The sequence below is a fragment of the Nocardia sp. GP40 genome (assembly GCF_050434125.1).
In the GTDB taxonomy this organism is placed as follows: domain Bacteria; phylum Actinomycetota; class Actinomycetes; order Mycobacteriales; family Mycobacteriaceae; genus Nocardia; species Nocardia albiluteola.
The window spans coordinates 38,874-57,009 of the sequence record NZ_JBNPVW010000028.1; the positions used below are offsets into that span (position 1 = coordinate 38,874).

Below are 18,136 nucleotides of genomic sequence, written 5' to 3' on the forward strand. Positions count from 1 at the left end.
GGTCGATGCTCATCGAGGCCGCCCTGTGGTGGAGCGGGGCGACAGGAGCAGGAGAATCACCGGGTCGTGGCCTGCAGCACCGATGCTGGCCAGCGGGAGTCCGGAGAGATGGACGATCGCACCGGCCGGGAAGTCGGCTTCGCGACCGGATCGGCAGGTCAGCCGTAGCACGCCCTGCTGCACCATGACCAGGGTTCGATCCCACGCATCGGGGTCGTAGCCCACGGGTGTTCCGGCCGGGAAGCTGACGTGCGTGCAGTGGGCTCTCGAGGACGGGCGGACGGGGAGGATCAGGCCGTCCGGCTCACCGGTCATGCCGCCGAGGGCAGATCGAACAGGTCGAACAGTGCCGGGTTCAGCATGAACACCGCGATCTCGTGGATGCCCTCTGTGTCGAGGGTGAGGACACCGATGCCGAACGGTTCGTAGCGGGTCCGGTCAGCTGACTGGAGATACAAACCGAAGGCAGGCTGGCCGTTCGCCGCGGTCGGCAGGAGTCGCGTGTGGCTCCCCACCTTGGCTCGGGCCAATGAGTCCGGCATCGGGCTCGCCAAGAACATGGCGATGGCGGCCGGTCCTTGGTACCACGTCTGATAGGGCGGCATGACCAGCCGTGCATCGTCCGCGAGCAGGCTTACCAGCCCGTCCATGTCGGCGCTCTCCCATGCCTGCACCAACTTCTCCAACGTCGTCCGGTCGGTGCCCGTCGAGGAGGTGAGCGCGTCAGCGCGGTCGGGTACGCGTGCGGCCAAGGTGGCTTGGGCGCGACGAAGGGCCGAGTACACGGCGGTCGGGGTCATGTCCAGGGCGGTCGCTGCTTCCTTGGCCGACCAGGAGAGGACATCACACAGGAGGAGCACGGCACGCTGGCGCGGCGGAAGTTGTTGGATCGCGGTGAGGAACGCCAACTGGATCCCCTCCCGGGCTAGGACCGAGTCCTCGGCCGAGGAGGCTCGGCCGAGCAAGGAGTCCGGGTAGGGCTGCAACCAGGGGATGTCGGTAGGCGCACCGGGCACGCTTCCCGCTTCGGCTGCCTCGAACACATCGGTGGGCCACGGTCTGCGCTTGCGGCGACGCAACGCATCCAGACACACGTTGGTTGCGACCGCATATAGCCAGGCACGGAACGTGCTCGTGCCCGCGAACGTCCCCACCCGGGTCCAGGCACGCAGCAGCGTCTCCTGGACAGCGTCCTCAGCATCCTCGGCAGAACCGAGCATGCGGTAGCAGTGCACATGTAGTTCGCGCCGGTGCGGTGACACCAGCTCCTCGAATGCCCGCTCGGCCCCCGCCTGGGCCTGCTGGACCAAGAGCTCACTCATGTCTGTGTGACGTCATTTCGGTCGAGGATTCGTCGGTCCTCCCTACACGTTTCTCGCGCCTGTCGCATCGGGTCAACTCTGTCCGACCAAATGAGTCAGCGGTCGACGTCATATGAACGACACCACTCTTCCGGCTACGGCCCACGGCACTTTCGTGCGGTCGCCAGCCCTTCTCGAGACTGCGAGGAACTCTGCGATGAATCCCTCGAGCAACCGAACTATCGCGATCATCGGAGCGAGCCGTGGCTTGGGCCGCGGGGCTGCGGAGGCCTTCGCTGCCGCGGGAGCCGATGTTGTTGCGATTGCACGTGATCAGCGAGCCCTGGAGGACTTGGCCGCCGGCCACGACCGGGTGCGACCGCTCGCCATGGACGTCACCGCACCGAATTCACCCGATGCGGTCATCACTGACCAGCAACCCGATGTGCTGGTCCTGGTTGCCGGCATCACGCCACCGATTGCGCCGATCAACGAGCTGAGTTGGACCGAGTTCTCCGCGACCTGGGAGACGGATGTGAAACTCACCCATGTGTGGCTCAGCGCGGCGTTGAACGCACCGATGCGGCCGGGCAGCCGTGTGATCGTGATCAGCAGCGGCGCGTCGCTGAACGGTTCACCCCGCTCGGGCGGCTACTCGGGTGCTAAGGCCATGCAACGCTTCATGGCAGCCGATGCTCAGGTCGAGTCCGACCTGCGCGGGCTCGGGATTACCGTCACCTCGGTGCTCCCCAAGCTCACCCCGCTGACCGCTGTGGGTGCGGTCGGAGCGCTGGCGCACGCGGGGGTGGCCGGCATCAGCGTGGCGGAGTTCACCGAGCAGTTGGGCGAGACGTTGACCCCCGGGATCTTCGGTCAAGCCCTGGTGGACCTGGCCGGACGGCCGGCAGCGCAAGCGGCAGGCAGTTTCCGGCTTACCGTCGACGGGATTGCACCGTTGGTCTGAGGACCACGACATCGGGAGACGGGCTGCAACGGCATCGGCCGACGTCTCGCCCATCGCCTGGTCCGCGACGGGTCGTCCGAGATGAGGGGCGATCGGGCCACGCCGATGAATCGACCTAACCAGGCATTTGCCGCGTGGTCGGCTACGGTTCGGCGTCGAGGGTTCCCTGTAAGACAGCCACGCATTTTCACCCTGAAGATAGCGAGGATCTGTGACGAACCGCGCGCATTTCACCCGATGCATAGTGGTATCCATGATGGTGGCCGCGGCCGTGGTCTGCGGCTCCGCGCCCGCCACGGCTCAGCCGTCGGATGACGCGCCTGGGGCAACGCCTGCCCCGGTCTGGACCCCGTGCCCCGGCCAGCCGGGTTTCGAATGCGCCACTGTGCCGGCACCATTGGACTACCAGCATCCCGCCGTGCGCACGATCGAGTTGGCGGTCATCCGGCACCGGGCAACCGACCCCGCACATCGGATCGGCAGCCTGCTGTTCAACCCAGGCGGGCCGGCAGGAGCAGGCACCACAAGCCTCCCAATCGCATATCCGCTCTTCCCACTCCGGGTCCAGGAACGGTTCGACATCGTCAGCTGGGATCCGCGTGGGGCCGGCGAATCGACCTCCGTCCAGTGCTTCGCCGATAAGGCGGAGTACGACGCCTGGTTCGCGCAGTTGCCCGTAGGGTTTCCGGTCGGTCTCGAGCAGGAGCGGCGGTGGATCGACCAATACGCCGACCTCGGCCGGCGTTGCGAGCGGCGTGACCCGGCCTTGTTGCGATTCGTCTCCACCACCGACTCGGCGTACGACATGGATCTGCTGCGCAGAGTCCTCGGCGAGAAGCAACTGACCTTCCTCGGGGTCTCCTACGGAACGCTGCTCGGCGCCACCTACGCCAACCTCTTCCCCGACCGGGTCCGCGCGATAGTGTCGGACGGCAATATCGATCCGTCTGCGTGGTACGACCAGAAGCCGTTGCCGACCTTCCTGCGGCAGACTTCCGACCTGGGAACGGCCAAGACGCTGGAACAGTTCTTGAACCTGTGCAGCCAAGCGGGCTCGATCCGCTGCCCGTTCTCGGCCGGCAGCGCGGTGGCAACCAAAGCGAAGTACGACACACTGCTGCACCGCCTGCTCATCCACCCGCAGGACGGGTTCACCTACGCCGCCACCGTCAACGCCGTGCGCGCTAATCTATATACCGTCCATGCCACCGCCGGTTCCCCAGCGAACTGGACGGCGCTGGCCAAACTGCTGCAGCAGCTGTGGCTGGGCGAGACGCCGCAGATGCCCGAGCCGGGCGAGAATCGCCTGGTGGACTGGTTTTCGACAGCGCTGAGCGACTCCTCCCGGGAAGGCTCGGCCTCACAGCAAAAGTACACTGGCATCGACCAGCTCTTGGCGATCGTATGCGGCGAGAGTCCCAACCCGCGCGATCCGGGCAGCTACGGCGCCCTGGGGGAGTTCAGTACCGCTCGTGCCGGGACGGTCGGGCCCTTCTGGGTGTGGGCGACCGAGGGGTGCTCCACCTGGCCGGCCACCGCCGTCCATCGCTACACCGGCCCGTGGGGCCGGTCCGCGACACCGGTCCTCACCATTAACGCCACCTACGATCCCGCCACCCCGTACGACAGCGCCCTGGCCGCGACCGCCCAACTGCACAACGCCAGGCTGCTTACCGTCGCTGGATACGGGCACACCACGCTGTTCAACCCGAGTAGTTGCGCGAAGGCCTACGAGAGCGACTACTTCATCCGTGGCACGCTGCCTCCACCTGGCACGGTCTGCCAGCAGGACGTCCCACCGTTCACCGGCACCATCTCGAGCACATCCACCCCGACAGGCTGACGCCACCGATCGAGGACTTGTGGCCCTGTCCGGCCTTCTCCGATCCCGGCACGATCGTGGTCGGGTTGAACCGCGACAACTCGGCCAGCCCGGTCACCGCCGGATCAGAGATGCTGAGCGGTGAGTACACCTCTCTTCTTTCCCCATCGAACAGTGCCGGCACAGTGCGGGTAACTGGCGAACACGCCACGCGTCTGTGCAGATGCTTCAGCGAGATCGGTTTGCGGATGTTTCGTCAATGTTTCTAACTTGTTGCCATAAAGTTGCCGCGGATCGGTGGGGTTCGGTGAGAATTGCTTCGGCACGCGCGTTCGGCCAGCAACAACCTTCAGCGTCAATCCACACATCCATCAATGGAAGGGGTTCGACCATGGCGGTACAGGAGAGCAGCAGCGCGACGCAGAGCCGGGAGATCCGGGAGATCGATGTGCAGGCGGAAGTGGAGATGCTTCGGCTACGAATGGACGAGGCCCGGCAAGAGACGCAGAACGCCCGCCAGTACGCGATGCAGGCAGCGGGTCTCGCGCGCCAGGCGCAGGCGCAGGCGCGGCAGGTGCAGCATCAGGCCCAGCACGCCCAGCAGGACGCCAACCAGGCCAACCAGCAGGCCCAGCAGGCCCGCCAGCAGGCGATCCTGGCCACCAACCAGGCCCAGCAAGCCCAGACCGAAGCCGACCGGGCCCAAAGCCAGGCTCAGCAGGCCCAGGGTGAGGCCAATCAGTCCCAGCAGCGGGCCGGCAGCGCCCAGGAGCAGGCCGACCAGGCCACCCAGCTGGCGCAGCAGGCCGAGGACCAGGCCAGCCGGGCACAGGACCGGGCCGGTCAGTGGGAGATGCAACTCCACCAGATCCGCCAGCAGGCCCGGCTCCAACAGGGCCGCTGACCCGGCGAGGATGACGCAGTGATCGCAGTGCTGGCGACCGGCCGTACCCGACACCTGGTACGGCCGGTTCGTCAGGCCCGCAGCATGGGATATCCGCGGTGAGCGGCCCGGTTCCGCCGCCCGCGGACGAACCCCCCGCGGACGAACCTGATGTCGATGTCGATGTCATCGTGCCGGAGATAGTCGGTGCCGGGGTGTATGCCAACGGGTTCACCTGCTGGTACAACCGCACGGACTTCACTCTCGATTTCCTGGTCTATCTCCCCAGCGGACCCGGTGGGGTGAGCGAGACCGGGCAAACGGCAGTGCGGCAGCCGGTGCAGGTCACCTCCCGGGTGAAGTTCCCGCCCGCGCTGATCTTCCGGCTCATGCAGACACTCAACGACAGCATGAACAACTACGAACGACAATTCGGCCCCATCACCCACCTCGGTGAATAACCCCGCCCGGAGAGAACATGCAAACCCCGAAATCAGGCCCTATCACCCTTATCGCCTGCCCACGCGACCGCCTCATCATCTCCGATCCGGCCGTGCGGTACCGGCCCGAGCAGATCCCCGGCCGCCATTACCTCGTCACCCCCGTCTCGCCGAGCGAACAACCCGAACCCACCGAATAGCCCGAGCCGACCAGACACCGGTACCGTCGTCCGCCCCGACGGTGTGCTTGCGGCTACTCCCTGCCCGACATCTCGGCGGGTTCGGCGGCCAGGGTTGCCAGCAACCGCAGGGCGTCGGCGCCGGGGGAGCCGGGCTCCACATGGTGGGCGACCAGGGCTTGGTCGGGATCGTCCGGGAGCCGGAAGGTTTCGTAGCCGAGTTCCAGCCGCCCCACGATCGGGTGGCGGTAGATATGGCGGCCGTGAGTCTTGTCCTTGAGTTCGTGCCGCTGCCACAGGTCCGCGAATTCTGGGCTCAGTGGGTACTGATGGAGCACGTCATCGGCAACGAGGCGGGTGTCCGGGCCGCCGATACGGCCGGCTACGGGCGACTGCACGTCTGGGACTACTTGTTCAGCAGTGCCCCGACGCTGGTGGAGGGTTTTCGCGATGCGGCCCGGTTCAGTGACGTCATCTGCGATCCGGCCGCCCGGCTGCAGGTCACCGAGCACGGGTCCGGGCTCACCGTCGGGTATTGCGGCACGACCTACGGCGAGACCCGCAGCATCATCAACGAATTCGGGGTCACCGTGGCGGTCCGGCGCGCCCGGGATGCCTTCGGCGCAGCGGCAGTGCCGGTTCGGGTCGACTTCGCGCACCCGGCGCCCTGCCGGCACCGATATCTCGAAGACGCCCTGGGCACCGAAGCGATCCACTTCGAGCCGGCCGACCTCATCCACTACCGGCTCACCGGCTCCCACACCGCACCCCGGGCGCATGATCCCTGCCTGCGCCGGATTCTCCACACCGCCGCCCAGCAGGCCATCGACGACGCCCGGCCCGTCCCGGGCTGGATCGATTCCTTCCGCGCGGCGCTGCGCACCGAGATGACCCAGCGAACCGGGCCGACGGACAGCTCACCGAAACGCGGTCCACGGATCGGCGCCGTCGCCGGGCGACTGGCGGTCGCCGACCGCACCCTGCAACGACGCCTGTCCGCGGCGGGCACGTCCTGGAGCGAGGAATTAGCGGCAGCGCGTTGTGAACAGGCCAGTCACCTACTACGCCATACCACCCTTACCGTGCAGGCCATCGCCCTGCGGGTCGGCTACAGCGACGCTCGTGCCCTCAGTCGCGCCTTCAACAGCTGGACCGGCCTGTCCCCGGATGCCTACCGTGACGCCGACCGCCGGGGGCACGCGCGACGGTAGGCCGACCGGCATTCTCAGCGCGACCGGCGGCCGGCCGCGGGCCACAGGAAGAACCCGACCAGTCCGCCCCACAGCGTGAGGGTGTCGAACGCGATGCGTTCGGATATTTCGTCGTCCACGACCGCGGCGACAACTGGGCCGAGGTCACCGAGGGCACCGCCGCCGCCTGGGAGCGTGCCCGCTACCAGTGGAATCCGGACGGCGACACCGTCACGGTCACCACATTGGACTCCAAGCTCTTCGGCGCGGGCGGCGGCTGGGTCTTCCGGGTCACCTCCGAATCGGACGGCACCCGAGTCGATGTCGAACTCACCCGGACTCCGCGGGCGTTCAAGGGCAAGCTGCTGGCAGCCCTCCTGCCACTGGCCTCGTCCTCGCTGCGCAAATCGTTCTCCGGCCCGCTACGGGCGGCGTGATGTCCGTGCCACCGCCTGCTCGGGACGCCGGCCCGCTCGCACCCGGTGTCCACTGAAGCCGCGCAGGCCGCTCGAACAAAAAAGCTTCGCACCGTGGTCGGTGCGAAGCTCTTCACGAACTCGCGATGAATCAGATGACGCTGACGTCCACGGCTTGGGGGCCCTTCTGGCCCTGCTCCACCGTGAACTCGACACGCTGACCCTCATCGAGGGATTTGTAACCCGCGCCGCTCACGGCCGAGTAATGCACGAAGACGTCCGGGCCGCCTCCGTCTTGAGCGATGAAGCCGAAGCCCTTTTCACCGTTGAACCACTTCACGCTGCCTTGAGTCATGCTGTAAACAACTTCTCTTCTGTAGTGAGTCGGGCAAATTTCGGTAAGGAGCCCGTCCTCGACCCTCACTATGCCATGACCTCCGACGATCCCTCGCATCGTGCTTCGGCCGGCGGTCGCGCGGCGACCGGCAGGAGCGAGGCCCGTCCAGCAGATCACCCCGAAGCGGAGTGGAAGGTATGGGCTGGGGCCGGTAGTCGCTTCACTTCGTGTGTTGACCAGTACGCTGGTCATTGGTCCCGGTGATTGCCGAGCCGCTCGAGGCCTCTCTGCGGTCCTGTTTCTCGAATCGCGATGCCGCCCGAATCACTCGGAGAGGCGAATGTGGCAACGACCGCAGGCGAACCAAATGACCAAGATTCCACTGGCACCCAGCAAGATGACGCTGCGGAGGACATCTGGGATGAGGACGAGTCTCCGGCGCTGCGTCGGGCGCGCAAGGAAGCGGAGTTCACCTCCAGTGGAGACTCGATACGGGCGTATCTGAAGCAGATCGGGCGAGTTCCCCTACTCTCCGCGGCCGAGGAGGTCGATCTCGCGGTCCGGATCGAAGTCGGTCTGTATGCGGTGCAGAAACTGCAGGCCGAATGCGAGGGGCCCCCGGATCTCACGATCGCACGTCACCGAGACCTGACCTGGCTCGTACAGGACGGCATCGCGGCCAGAGATCATCTGCTCGAGGCAAACCTGCGGCTGGTGGTGTCGATCGCCAAACGGTACAGCGGGCGGGGCATGGCCTTCCTCGACCTGATCCAGGAGGGCAATGTGGGTCTGGTGCGGGCGGTCGAAAAGTTCGACTACAGCCGAGGATTCAAGTTCTCGACCTATGCCACATGGTGGATTCGCCAGGCGATTTCTCGCGCCATGGCCGACCAGGCCCGCACCATACGAATCCCCGTGCACATGGTGGAGATCATCAACAAGCTTGCGCGTGTAGAGCGCGAACTGCTGCAGCAGCTGGGCCGCGAGGCAACAGCCCAGGAGCTTGCCGCGGAATTAGGTATTACACCCGCGAAGGTTCTCGAGGTTCGGCAAATCGCGCGGGAACCGATCTCGTTGGACCAGACGCTCGGTGACGAGGGCGCGACCCAGTTCGGCGATTTCATCGAAGACTCCGAGGCTGTCGTGGCCGTCGAGAAGGTAGCGTTCACTCTGCTGCAGGAGCAGTTGCGGTCGGTACTCGAAACGCTCAGCGAGCGCGAGGCCGGCGTCATGCGCCTGCGTTACGGCCTGGGTGATGGGAAGCCTCGAACGCTCGACGACATCGGGAAGGTTTACGGCGTCACCCGTGAGCGGATCCGGCAGATCGAGTCGAAGACGATGTCGAAGCTACGTCACCCATCGCGCTCACAGTTGCTTCGGGATTACCTCGAATAGTGGGCAATGGTCCTGCGGATGGGCTGTAGACGTGAGATGCGGTGTAGTGTAGGAACTTTCATTCGGCGTTCTGCTGTGGGCCGGTGGTGCGCAGGGGCTCGCCGACGTGGTGCAGGTGCCTCAGTGCCTCGCGGTACGAGGAGATCAGCCCGGTCTCGTGGTAGGGCACGCCGATTTCGGCGCAGTAGTCGCGGACGATCACCTGGGCGTGACGCAGGTTCGGGGTTGGCATGCTCGGGAACAGGTGGTGCTCGATCTGATAGTTGAGTCCGCCGAGGGCGAGGTCGGTCAACACGCCGCCCCGCACGTCGCGGGAGGTCAGCACTTGCCGGCGTAGGTAGTCGGGGCGGTCGTCGCCGGTCAGAGTCGGCATGCCCTTGTGGTTCGGGGCGAAGATACAGCCCATGTACAGGCCGAACATCGCTTGGTGGACAGCGAGGAACGCGAACGCTTTGTCGGCGGGCAGAACCGCGAACAGTGCGGCCAGATAGGCGGCGAAGTGGCCGAACAACAGCGCCCCCTCCAGTCCGCGGTGTTTGACCGGTCGGCTTGCGAGCGCACGGACGCCGGACAGGTGGAGGTTCAGGCCCAGCAGCATCAGCAGGGGGAAGAACAGGAATGCCTGTACCCTCACGATGAGACGAGGCAGGCCACGGCTGGCCTGTGCTTGCCGTTGTGACCAGAGGAGAATGTCGGGTGTGACATCGGGGTCGAGTTCCTCGTGGTTCGGGTTGGCGTGATGCCGGGTGTGCTTGTCCTGCCACCAGCCGTACGCCAGGCCTATTCCGGCGTTGCCGACGACCCGGCCCACGATCTCCGTCGGCCGCCGTAGCCGGAAGACTTGGCGGTGCGCGACATCGTGCATGACCAGGGCAACCTGAGCGAACGTCACGGCCATGCACGCCGCAACCACGAGCGTCCACCACGAGTCACCGACCAGCACGAACGCCGCCCAGCCGACCGTGAACGCGATCCCGACGAGGCTGAGCCGGACCGTGTAGTAGAGGGGACGCCGGGTCATCAGTCCCGCGTCGGAGATCCGGCGCAACAGACGGGCGTAATCACCGTCGGCTCCGGGTCGCGCTGATCGTGGAAATGACTCTGGAACCAAGGCTGGTGTGGTCATGAATCTTCCTGAGAGCTGGGTCGGAGATGCCAACTTCGCCCGTCCTCGATGCCGATCGACCGATGTCGATCGGAGCTTCGATTTCAGCGGGAGCTGTTTGTGTGTCGAGAGCGGGAGTAACGATTCGAAGTTATCGACCGGATTCTCGTTCGATGTAATCCCTTGGTATGACCTGGAATCGGACTGAGGTGTGATAGCCGCGCGCACCCCAGCCTACAGGTCGGGGCGCAGATCCGGGAGCACCCGTTCACCGAGGGTGGCCACCACCCGGAGAGCCACCTCCAAGGCCATCTTGTGTTCGTCGAGCGGCTGTGGCGGTAATTCGTCGACCTGCTGCATCCGGTACAGCACTGGGTTCTTGTGCACGCTCAGCGCTTCGGCGGCCTTGGCCATACTGCCTTGTTCGAGGTAGACCAGGGTGGTTTCGCGCAGTCGCGCGGTGGCCACGCCTCGCTCCGCGAGGCCGCCCAGTTCGCGGCGCACCAATCGGGAGAGTGCGGCGATGTCGGCGGCCAGACAGCTGACGAGTTCGACATCGCGGTACAGGGTGACCGGCGCGGGCTCGGTCTCCGCGGCGATCCGGTAGGCCCGTAGGGCTTCCTGGTGGCTGACGCGGAACCCTTCCAGACCGGTCGCGGGGACCCCGGCGGCCAACTGAACGATCGGTTGATGCTGCTGAAATGCCTTCAGGTGAGCGATCTTCCGGAGATCGGGTGCTTCCGGTGTGGCCAGCCACGCCCAGAGCATCCGGCCGCCGGCGGGCAGCATCAGCGGACGTGGAGCGCCGAGGGCGGTGGCGATGTCGACGGCAAGTGTCTCCAGCGTCGCGCTCGAGTCCTCCTGGGGGCGGTCCAGAGTCCAGAGGATCAGGCCGGTCTGCTGGATGTAGAGGTTGTGCCCGAGTTGCCGTGTGCTGCGCTCGATATCGACCCTGTCCTCGTGCAGGATTGCCTCGACGAGCTCGCGCCTGCGGGTCAGCGCGGTGCTCGCCTGCCGCCGCAGCTCATTCGGAAAGGCCATTTCGGCGCGCTCGGTAGCAGCCTTGGGACCGCAAGGGTTACACCCTCCCGGGCGGGCGCGCCACCGAGGCCGAGCTGTCGCAGCAGGTGCTGGCGCTGACGGCCTCCGTGCGCAAGCGGCTCAAGGGAGCCGATCTGCCGGCCCCACGCAACCTGATCGCCGCCGCGGTCGAGGGCAGCCTCGTCGACTTCACCGCAGCGTCCACGATCGAGACCCGGTACCTGGTCAACCTGGCGATGAATCCGCTGACCGCCACTCGAACCGGGCGGCGGCTTCCACGGGATCATGCGCGAATTCGACCTCACCAGAACCCTGATCGGGCTCATGGTGATCGGCACCGCCCAGCGCGCCATCGACATGACCGTGGAATACACCAAGCAGCGCACCACCTTCGGGCAGCCGCTGGCGGTGAACCAGGGTGTGCAGTTCCCACTGGCCGAGCACAGCACCTACATCACCGCGGTCCGGGCGCTGGCCTACCAGACCCTCGGCCTGCGCACGGCCGGCGAGCCGCACACAGCCCAGGCGGCGATGCTCAAGTGGTGGGCGCCGCAGGTCGCGATGGCCGCCATCAACGACTGTGTCGTCCTGCACGGCCACATCGGCTGGTCCGAGGAAATGCCGCTGCAGGCCATGCTGCGCGACGTGTCGGGCTACCAGATCGGTGACGGCACACCGCAAATCCAGAAGATGATCATCGCCCGCGACCTGTACGCCCGGTGACGACGACGCCGGCCGCGTAGGCCGGCGCGTCTCCTCACCTGAGCCACGCCAAGGAGCTATCCCATCGCTGGCGATCCATGTCGGCGACGGCGAACATTTCGGCGGGGTGATCGCCAGCGGCCTGCACACTCTGTGCGTGTTCCAACGACTGGCCGTGGCCGGCGTCTACTCGCGATGGGCCGTCGTCGCCGGACGCGACATCAGGGGCATGACGCTGCCGAAACCGGTCCACCCCGGAGACACCCGGTCCGGCCGGGTCACGATCGTCGAGGTCGCGCCGACGTGGCGCGGGCGAGCGAGAGTCCGCGTCCACGGGGAACTGGTTTTGCTGTTGGCCCTGCTCATCGGTGTGGTTGCGGGCCTGCGGGCGTTCACCGCACCCGGGGTGGTGGCCTGGGGCGCCTGGCTCGGCTGGTTGCCGGTGGCACACATCTGGGCCGGCTGGGTCGCGCACCTGGTCGCCGCGATCGTGCTGACCATTCTGCTGGTGGTCGAGTTGATCACCGATCAACTACCTTCGACCCCGCCGCGGACGGTACCGTCGCAGTTCGGGGCACGGATCCTCACCGGCGCGTTCGCCGGTGCCGTTGTCGGTGCCGGGTGGCACCACACCTTCGCGGCGCTGATATGCGGAGTGGTCGGCGCGGTCATCGGGACACTGGGCGGGTATCGTGCGCGGCGAGGGCTGGTCGAGCGGACCGGCGGCCGCGACCTTCCGGTGGCGCTGGCCGAAGACGTCCTCGCGGTGGGTGGCGGATTCGTCATCGTCGCTCTGGCCATGAATCTGTAGGGAGCCGAATGTCAACCGAGGCAACGCCGTTCGACGCCATCATCGTCGGAGCGGGCCAGGCCGGACCGCCCCTGGCCGGCCGGCTCGTGGATGCCGGGCAGACCGTCGCCGTGGTGGAGCGGAAGCTGGTCGGCGGTACCTGCGTGAACTCCGGCTGCATTCCCACCAAGACGCTGGTGGCCAGTGCGCACGCCGCGCACCTGGCCCGTCGTAGCGCCGACTACGGCATCAGCACCGGTGCGGTCGTGGTCGACATGGCAAAGGTCAAGGGGCGCAAGGACGGCATCGTCACCGTCGACCGGGACGGTGTCGAGAACTGGCTCGAAGGCATGGACCGCTGCACCCTGTTGCGTGGGCACGCCCGATTCATCGACCCCCACACGCTGCAGGTCGGCGATCAAAGGATCACCGCTGAACGGATATTCCTCAACGTCGGCGGCCGGGCCTCGAGTCCCGATATCCCGGGGCTGGCCGACGTCGACTATCTGACCAATGTCGGCATCCTCGAACTCGATGTGGTGCCAACGCATCTGGTCATCATCGGGGGCAGCTACATCGGGCTGGAGTTCGCCCAGATGTACCGCCGGTTCGGCGCCGAGGTCACCGTGATCGAACGCGGAGCGCGCCTGGCACCCCGGGAGGACGACGACGTCTGCGCCGCTATCAAGGGCATCCTGGAGCGTGAAGGCATCACTATCCACCTGGGCGCCAACGATATTCGCGTCTCACGGGACGGCGACGGTGTGGCCGTGACCACCCGTGCCGACGGCCCGGTGGTGACCGGATCACATCTTCTCCTTGCGGTCGGCCGGGTGCCCAATACCGACGAACTGGGTCTGGATCTGGCCGGAGTGGCCACCGACGCACGGGGTTTCATCACCGTTGACGATCAACTCCGGACCAGCGTCGAGCACATCTGGGCGATGGGCGACTGCAACGGCAGGGGAGCGTTCACCCACACGTCCTACAACGACTTCGAGATCGTCGCGGCCAACCTGCTCGACGGTGAACCCCGGCGGGTCAGCGACCGCATCCCCACCTACGCGCTGTACATCGACCCGCCACTCGGCCGCGCCGGCATGACCGAAGCCCAGGTGCGGGCAACGGGGCGAAAAGCCCTGGTGGGCAAGCGCCCGATGACCCGAGTCGGCCGCGCGGTCGAAAAGGGGGAGACCCAGGGCTTCATGAAGGTGGTGGTCGACGCCGAGACCCGCCAGATTCTCGGCGCCGCGATCCTGGGCGTCGGCGGCGACGAGGTGGTGCACTGCATCCTCGATCTGATGTCCGCCAAGGCGCCATACACCACCATGACCCACACCGTGCACATCCATCCGACCGTCGCCGAACTGGTGCCCACCATGCTCGAGGGGCTCGAGCCGCTGGAATAGCCCGCGTCACAGGCACAATTGGTTGCCATGTCCACCAAATTCTGTCAAACTCGCTCCAGCGGCAGCGACTCCGAGGGCCGGATAGAACCACTGGAAGGGCGAGCGATGAACAACCCGATTGCAGACGCCGACCACACGACCGTCACGATCGCCGACTCACCCGAGCGTCGGCGCTACGAGATCCGTGTCGACGATGTCCTGGCCGGCTTCACCGCCTACATCGACCACGAAGACCAGCGGATCTTCTACCACACCGAAATCGATACACAGTTTTCCGGACGAGGGCTGGCCGGGCGCCTGGTAGCGGCCGCGCTCGCCGATACGCGTCCGCTCGGCACGCGGATCGTTCCGGTATGTCCGGTGGTGGCGGGCTTTCTGGCCAAACATCAGGAATTCGACGACATCGTCGATCCGGTGACCCCGCAGGCGCTAGCGGTCGTGGAACGGGAACGCGCGTGAAATCCGGCCGGGCCGAGCCGGTTTTCCTACGGCCGTGTCTCAACGCCCCCCTGGCCGGCGAACCGGGCGCCCGGCTGTAGCGGGACAAGAGCCGGCTGTCGAAGCAGATCAGCCGAATGTCGTTACGTGGCTTGGCTGATCACCTCAGGCGCAGGAGCCCTTCCGCAGGAAACGGCACGAGTTCCCGATGCTGGTCGTGTAGAGCGATGACGAGGACACAACCCGGCAGCGCCCGTCGAACCCCGTTCATGAGGCGGACCGCGGTGGCCGGATCGAGGCCGAGAACCGGCTCGTCCAGCAGGAGTATCGAGGGGTTGCGCAGGATTGCTCGGGCGACCCCCAGTCGGCGTCGCTGTCCCTGCGACAGGGCGCTGCCCATGACCCCGGTGGCGGTGTCGAGCGGTAGCTTATCGAGCGCGGCCGCGTCGAGCGCGGCGAGTAGCGTTACGTCGTCCGCATCCGGGTCGGCTTGGCGGAGGTTGTCGGCGATCGTGGTGTCCGCCAACCAGTCCTCGGCCTCCACAAGTGTGAGCCGCTGGGCCACGGCACCCGCCGGCAGATCACGCGGCGCTGAGCCGTCGAGCAGAACCGTGCCCGGGTGCGGCGGGGCAATTCGTCCGGCGAGAATGTTGAGCAGGGTGGTCTTGCCGCTCCCATTCGGGCCGCAGATCAGCGTGACGGTGCCGGATGCGAGCACGGCAGACCATCGAGCCTGTTCGACCCCCGATCCCACCGGAAGTCCCTGCACGACCAGCGGCGCCGAAGCGGAAACCGCGGGACCGGGAGTCGGAGCTGTGACCGGGCGCGTGGGCGTGAGAAAGGTGGTCAGCCTCGCTGCGCAGGCCCCGGCGGAGTCACTGTCGCGCAGGATGTGCGGGAGGCTTTCGACAAGCTCGTAGGCGGCGGCGACCAGGAGCGTCTCGCCGATTGCGGAGGCCACCGGCTGGATCGCCGAGTGGGTCGACAGTGCGAGGACCAGGATGCTCGCCTGTCCGATCGAGCCCAGCAGGCGCAGCAGGAGCCGGCCCCGGCGCACGGCGGCGAGGCAATCGGTGTCGAAACCCTCAGCGCGGGACACGGTCTGGAGGATCTGATCGCGGGCCCGGCCCACCATATCGAGGCACATCAGCTCGGGAAGCGATGCATGATCGCTGATCAGGGCGGACCGGGCCAGCGACCGGGCGCTACGGGCGCGTGCATGCAGCGCCGCGGCCCGGCTGTTCGTCCGGACCGCAATACCGCCGGCGACAACGAACAGGACCGCCTGGCCGGCACCGGCCACCGGGCTCGCGATCGAGATCAGCGCCACTACCACCGCCGCGGTGGCAAGAATGCCGGCCAGCGGGGCGAGGATCCTTGCCGGCGCCGCGCCCACGGTGGCGACGTCGTCGGTGAGCGTCGTCAGCAGAGCTCCGTCGCGCCAGTTGCGGAGTTGCCGGGCAGGCAGCGCGGCTGCGGCGCGGAACATCCGTACGCGCAGGGCGACCGTGGCGTCGAGCAAGGCCCGGTGGCTGGTGAGTCGTTCGGTGTAGCGCAGGCCGGTCCGGCCCAGCGCCAGCGACCGGACGGTTCCCGACGGGTACATCCACGACCACGTGGTGTTCGCCTGTGCGGTGACCAGCGCGCACGAGGTGAGGAACCAGCCCGATACTCCGAGCAGCGCCGCGGCGGCGACCTCTGCGCTCGCGGCCAGCAGTGCGCCCCACACCATCGCCCGGCGGCTGCGAGCACCGGCGGCAGTCCAGAGCAGGGCAATGGGTTTCATGAGGTCACCGCGACCGGGCGCCCGCGCTCGATGGCGACGACGACATCAGCGGTGCCGAGCAGGTCGGGGCTGTGGGTGGCCAGCAGTACCGTCCGGTCTCGGGCCAGCGTCCGGACCGCGGCGACGACCCGCGCCTCGGCTTCGGCGTCGAGGTGGGCCGTCGGCTCGTCCAGGCAGAGGACGGGCACGTCCCGAATCAGGGCTTGGACCAGGGTGACCTGTTGGATCTGGCCTGAGGACAGTCCGCTGCCGCGCTCTGCCACGACCGTGTCCAATCCGTGTGGCAGCGCCGTGAGCAGATCGGCGAAACCCAGTGCGGCGAACGCCGTTTCGAACGTCGCGTCGTCCGCGTCGGGGCGCGCCAGCAGCAGATTTTCGCGCACGGTGCCGGCGAACAGACGGGACGGTTGACCGATCCAGGAGACATTTCGCGGATCGGCCGGATGTTCCCCGGAGGCCGAGACGTGGATGCTCGAACCCGTGTCCGGCATCAGCAGCCCGGCTGCCACTGCCAGCAGCGTCGACTTGCCTGCTCCGCTCGGCCCGGCGAGCGCCACGACGCTGCCCGGCCCGGCGGTCACGGTGACGTTCGCCAGCGCAGGTTCTGTACGGCCCGGGTAAACAACCGAAACGTTGCGCAACTCCACGGTGAGAGGTGCACGCTGCGGCGGTCCCGGTATTCGAGCGTCCGGCTCTCGCGGCTGTTGCGTCGGCAGCAAGGCATCGATGAGCTCCGCTGCCGCGGCCGCCTCGGCCCGGGCGTGGTAGCCGCGCGCCAGCTCCCGCACCGGAGCGAAGTACGCCGGCGTGAGCACCAGGACGAACAACGCCGACCCGAGGCTCATGGACGAGGGGAGCCACGACAGCCGCAGGTAGTCGAGCAGCACCAGCCCGCAGAAGGTGGCGACCACCGCCACGGTGCCGGTGACCAGCAATTCCACCCATGCCGTCGACAGGAAGGCCACCCGCAACACGGCTTGGGTGCGACGGGCCAGCTCGCGGTCGTCGCGCTCGACGGCGAGGGCGGCACGCTCGTCGGCGCCCAGACCCACCAGGGTGGGCAGCCCACGCATCTGGTCGAGAAGCCGCGCGCCGAGGGTGCGCGCGGCGCTCAGCTGGGACTGGACCGCTGTGCGCGTTCCCATCCCGATCACCTTCAGGTTGGCCGGGAGTAACGGCGTGGCGAGCCCGAGAATCACCGCGACAACCCAGTTTTCGGCCGCGATCGCCGCAAAGGCCAGGCCGCTCGCGACCACCATCGTCCGGCGCGCCGGGACGTAGCCGGTCAGCCAGTCGGTGAGACGGTCGACTTCCTCATCGAGCGCTTGCACGAACGCGCCGACCGGTGCGCCGGTCGCAGTCGGCACCAGCGGGCTCGAGGGCAGTGCGGCGGCCAGCAGGCGGTCGCGCAGCGTGAGTCGCACGGCGGTCGCTGCCTCGTCCGCGGCGCGATCGCCGGCGGCGAGGAATCCGACGCGTAGCGCGAAACCCGCTATGACCAGAGCGATCGGAGCAGCGACCGAGACCGGTGCGAGGGTGTGGCGCTGCCCCTGCAGCGCGGTCTGGGCCGCCCACCCGAGCCCGGCCGCCCAGGCGACGGTTCCGAGGACCGACAGTCCCCGCAATGTCCCGGCCCGGCGGAATGCGCTCTGCTCGGGGTTCGCCCAGGCACGCAACCGCTCCAACGCGCGCTGCTGGTGGTCTGCCTCATCGTCGGACAGCTGAGCCAGCATGGAGGCCGTGGTGCTCATCGGAAACTCACTGCTCGACCTCGAACTCACCCGCGGCGGCAGACCGGCGGTCAGCGACCGCCCATGCGGTGAGCGAGACCAGGCCGAACAGGGTAATGGCTCCCCTTTATGTCAAGAGGCAGTTGGGAGTCCGTCGTTAGACTGAGTGGTGGTAGGTCCGGGTTGTGGCTTGTCCGAAGGATCGGTG

The 18,136-nt window shown here is 67.2% G+C and carries 18 protein-coding genes and 3 pseudogenes; 12 read left to right on the forward strand and 9 right to left on the reverse strand.

Going from position 1 to position 18,136, the window contains the following annotated elements; translation table 11 throughout:
• Positions 1 to 9: 9 nt before the first annotated feature.
• On the reverse strand, positions 10 to 315 hold the full coding sequence (locus ABH933_RS43820) for a hypothetical protein (protein WP_429421922.1): 306 nt from the start codon (positions 313 to 315) through the stop codon (positions 10 to 12).
• Positions 312 to 1,322, reverse strand: coding sequence for an RNA polymerase subunit sigma-70 (locus ABH933_RS43825; RefSeq protein WP_429421924.1), 1,011 nt, complete (start codon positions 1,320 to 1,322; stop codon positions 312 to 314). The genes ABH933_RS43820 and ABH933_RS43825 overlap by 4 nt, the downstream gene beginning before the upstream one ends.
• A gap of 196 nt (positions 1,323 to 1,518) precedes the next feature.
• On the opposite strand from ABH933_RS43825, the gene ABH933_RS43830 reads away from it, so the two are divergent.
• Together ABH933_RS43830 and ABH933_RS43835 are read left to right on the forward strand one after the other, a co-directional pair.
• A complete protein-coding gene (locus tag ABH933_RS43830; protein ID WP_429421926.1) occupies positions 1,519 to 2,265 on the forward strand; it encodes an SDR family NAD(P)-dependent oxidoreductase in 747 nt (248 codons plus the stop codon).
• A 385-nt stretch (positions 2,266 to 2,650) separates the two neighbouring features.
• Entirely contained in the window at positions 2,651 to 4,108 is a 1,458-nt protein-coding gene (locus ABH933_RS43835; RefSeq protein WP_429421928.1) for an alpha/beta fold hydrolase, read from the forward strand.
• Positions 4,109 to 4,212: 104 nt separating this feature from the next.
• Here ABH933_RS43835 and ABH933_RS43840 read toward each other — a convergent pair whose 3' ends face one another.
• Positions 4,213 to 4,446: a hypothetical protein gene (locus tag ABH933_RS43840; protein WP_429455307.1), complete on the reverse strand. Its 234-nt coding sequence runs from the start codon at positions 4,444 to 4,446 to the stop codon at positions 4,213 to 4,215.
• Between the two features lie 32 nt (positions 4,447 to 4,478).
• On the opposite strand from ABH933_RS43840, the gene ABH933_RS43845 reads away from it, so the two are divergent.
• The 3 genes from ABH933_RS43845 (at position 4,479) to ABH933_RS43855 (ending at position 5,610) form a co-directional block, all read left to right on the forward strand.
• Positions 4,479 to 4,991: a hypothetical protein gene (locus ABH933_RS43845; protein ID WP_429421929.1), complete on the forward strand. Its 513-nt coding sequence runs from the start codon at positions 4,479 to 4,481 to the stop codon at positions 4,989 to 4,991.
• A 98-nt stretch (positions 4,992 to 5,089) separates the two neighbouring features.
• Positions 5,090 to 5,431, forward strand: coding sequence for a DUF3467 domain-containing protein (locus tag ABH933_RS43850; RefSeq protein WP_429421931.1), 342 nt, complete (start codon positions 5,090 to 5,092; stop codon positions 5,429 to 5,431).
• 17 nt (positions 5,432 to 5,448) lie between these two features.
• Positions 5,449 to 5,610, forward strand: coding sequence for a hypothetical protein (locus tag ABH933_RS43855; protein WP_215923140.1), 162 nt, complete (start codon positions 5,449 to 5,451; stop codon positions 5,608 to 5,610).
• A 53-nt stretch (positions 5,611 to 5,663) separates the two neighbouring features.
• On the opposite strand, the pseudogene ABH933_RS43860 reads toward ABH933_RS43855, so the two are convergent.
• Positions 5,664 to 5,993, reverse strand: a pseudogene (locus tag ABH933_RS43860) (transcriptional regulator); the annotation flags it as partial.
• Between ABH933_RS43860 and ABH933_RS43865 the strand changes: the two are divergent.
• Together ABH933_RS43865 and ABH933_RS43870 are read left to right on the forward strand one after the other, a co-directional pair.
• Positions 5,874 to 6,800, forward strand: coding sequence for a helix-turn-helix domain-containing protein (locus ABH933_RS43865; RefSeq protein WP_429421977.1), 927 nt, complete (start codon positions 5,874 to 5,876; stop codon positions 6,798 to 6,800). The pseudogene ABH933_RS43860 and the gene ABH933_RS43865 sit on opposite strands and share 120 nt — an antisense overlap.
• A 224-nt stretch (positions 6,801 to 7,024) precedes the next feature.
• Positions 7,025 to 7,216 (forward strand): hypothetical protein, encoded by a 192-nt coding sequence (locus ABH933_RS43870; protein WP_429421933.1) that lies wholly within the window; start codon positions 7,025 to 7,027, stop codon positions 7,214 to 7,216.
• Positions 7,217 to 7,346: 130 nt separating this feature from the next.
• Here the strand turns inward: ABH933_RS43870 and ABH933_RS43875 are convergent, their stop codons facing one another.
• The gene (locus ABH933_RS43875; RefSeq protein ID WP_429421935.1) at positions 7,347 to 7,550 is read right to left on the reverse strand and encodes a cold-shock protein; all 204 of its coding nucleotides are present in this window, start codon (positions 7,548 to 7,550) and stop codon (positions 7,347 to 7,349) included.
• 315 nt (positions 7,551 to 7,865) lie between these two features.
• Here ABH933_RS43875 and ABH933_RS43880 point away from each other — a divergent pair.
• Positions 7,866 to 8,927 (forward strand): annotated as a pseudogene (locus tag ABH933_RS43880) (RNA polymerase sigma factor); the annotation flags it as partial.
• 58 nt (positions 8,928 to 8,985) lie between these two features.
• On the opposite strand, the gene ABH933_RS43885 reads toward ABH933_RS43880, so the two are convergent.
• Positions 8,986 to 10,053, reverse strand: a complete 1,068-nt coding sequence (locus ABH933_RS43885; RefSeq protein WP_429421937.1) for a fatty acid desaturase family protein — start codon at positions 10,051 to 10,053, stop codon at positions 8,986 to 8,988.
• A gap of 213 nt (positions 10,054 to 10,266) precedes the next feature.
• Entirely contained in the window at positions 10,267 to 11,073 is an 807-nt protein-coding gene (locus ABH933_RS43890) for a PucR family transcriptional regulator (protein ID WP_429421939.1), read from the reverse strand.
• 276 nt (positions 11,074 to 11,349) lie between these two features.
• On the opposite strand from ABH933_RS43890, the pseudogene ABH933_RS43895 reads away from it, so the two are divergent.
• From ABH933_RS43895 to ABH933_RS43910, 4 genes and pseudogenes are all read left to right on the forward strand, one after another.
• Positions 11,350 to 11,796 (forward strand): annotated as a pseudogene (locus ABH933_RS43895) (acyl-CoA dehydrogenase family protein); the annotation flags it as partial.
• A 319-nt stretch (positions 11,797 to 12,115) separates the two neighbouring features.
• Complete coding sequence (locus tag ABH933_RS43900; RefSeq protein ID WP_429421979.1) at positions 12,116 to 12,586, forward strand: DUF4126 domain-containing protein; 471 nt, start codon at positions 12,116 to 12,118, stop codon at positions 12,584 to 12,586.
• An 8-nt stretch (positions 12,587 to 12,594) separates the two neighbouring features.
• On the forward strand, positions 12,595 to 13,974 hold the full coding sequence (locus tag ABH933_RS43905; RefSeq protein WP_429421941.1) for an FAD-containing oxidoreductase: 1,380 nt from the start codon (positions 12,595 to 12,597) through the stop codon (positions 13,972 to 13,974).
• Between the two features lie 105 nt (positions 13,975 to 14,079).
• Positions 14,080 to 14,433, forward strand: coding sequence for a GNAT family N-acetyltransferase (locus ABH933_RS43910; RefSeq protein ID WP_429421943.1), 354 nt, complete (start codon positions 14,080 to 14,082; stop codon positions 14,431 to 14,433).
• A gap of 139 nt (positions 14,434 to 14,572) precedes the next feature.
• Here ABH933_RS43910 and ABH933_RS43915 read toward each other — a convergent pair whose 3' ends face one another.
• Together ABH933_RS43915 and ABH933_RS43920 are read right to left on the reverse strand one after the other, a co-directional pair.
• Positions 14,573 to 16,198 carry an ATP-binding cassette domain-containing protein gene (locus ABH933_RS43915; RefSeq protein WP_429421945.1) on the reverse strand — a complete coding sequence of 542 codons (1,626 nt, stop codon included), beginning with the start codon at positions 16,196 to 16,198 and terminating at the stop codon, positions 14,573 to 14,575.
• On the reverse strand, positions 16,195 to 17,949 hold the full coding sequence (locus ABH933_RS43920; RefSeq protein WP_429421947.1) for an ABC transporter ATP-binding protein/permease: 1,755 nt from the start codon (positions 17,947 to 17,949) through the stop codon (positions 16,195 to 16,197). The genes ABH933_RS43915 and ABH933_RS43920 overlap by 4 nt, the downstream gene beginning before the upstream one ends.
• Positions 17,950 to 18,136: the final 187 nt, after the last annotated feature.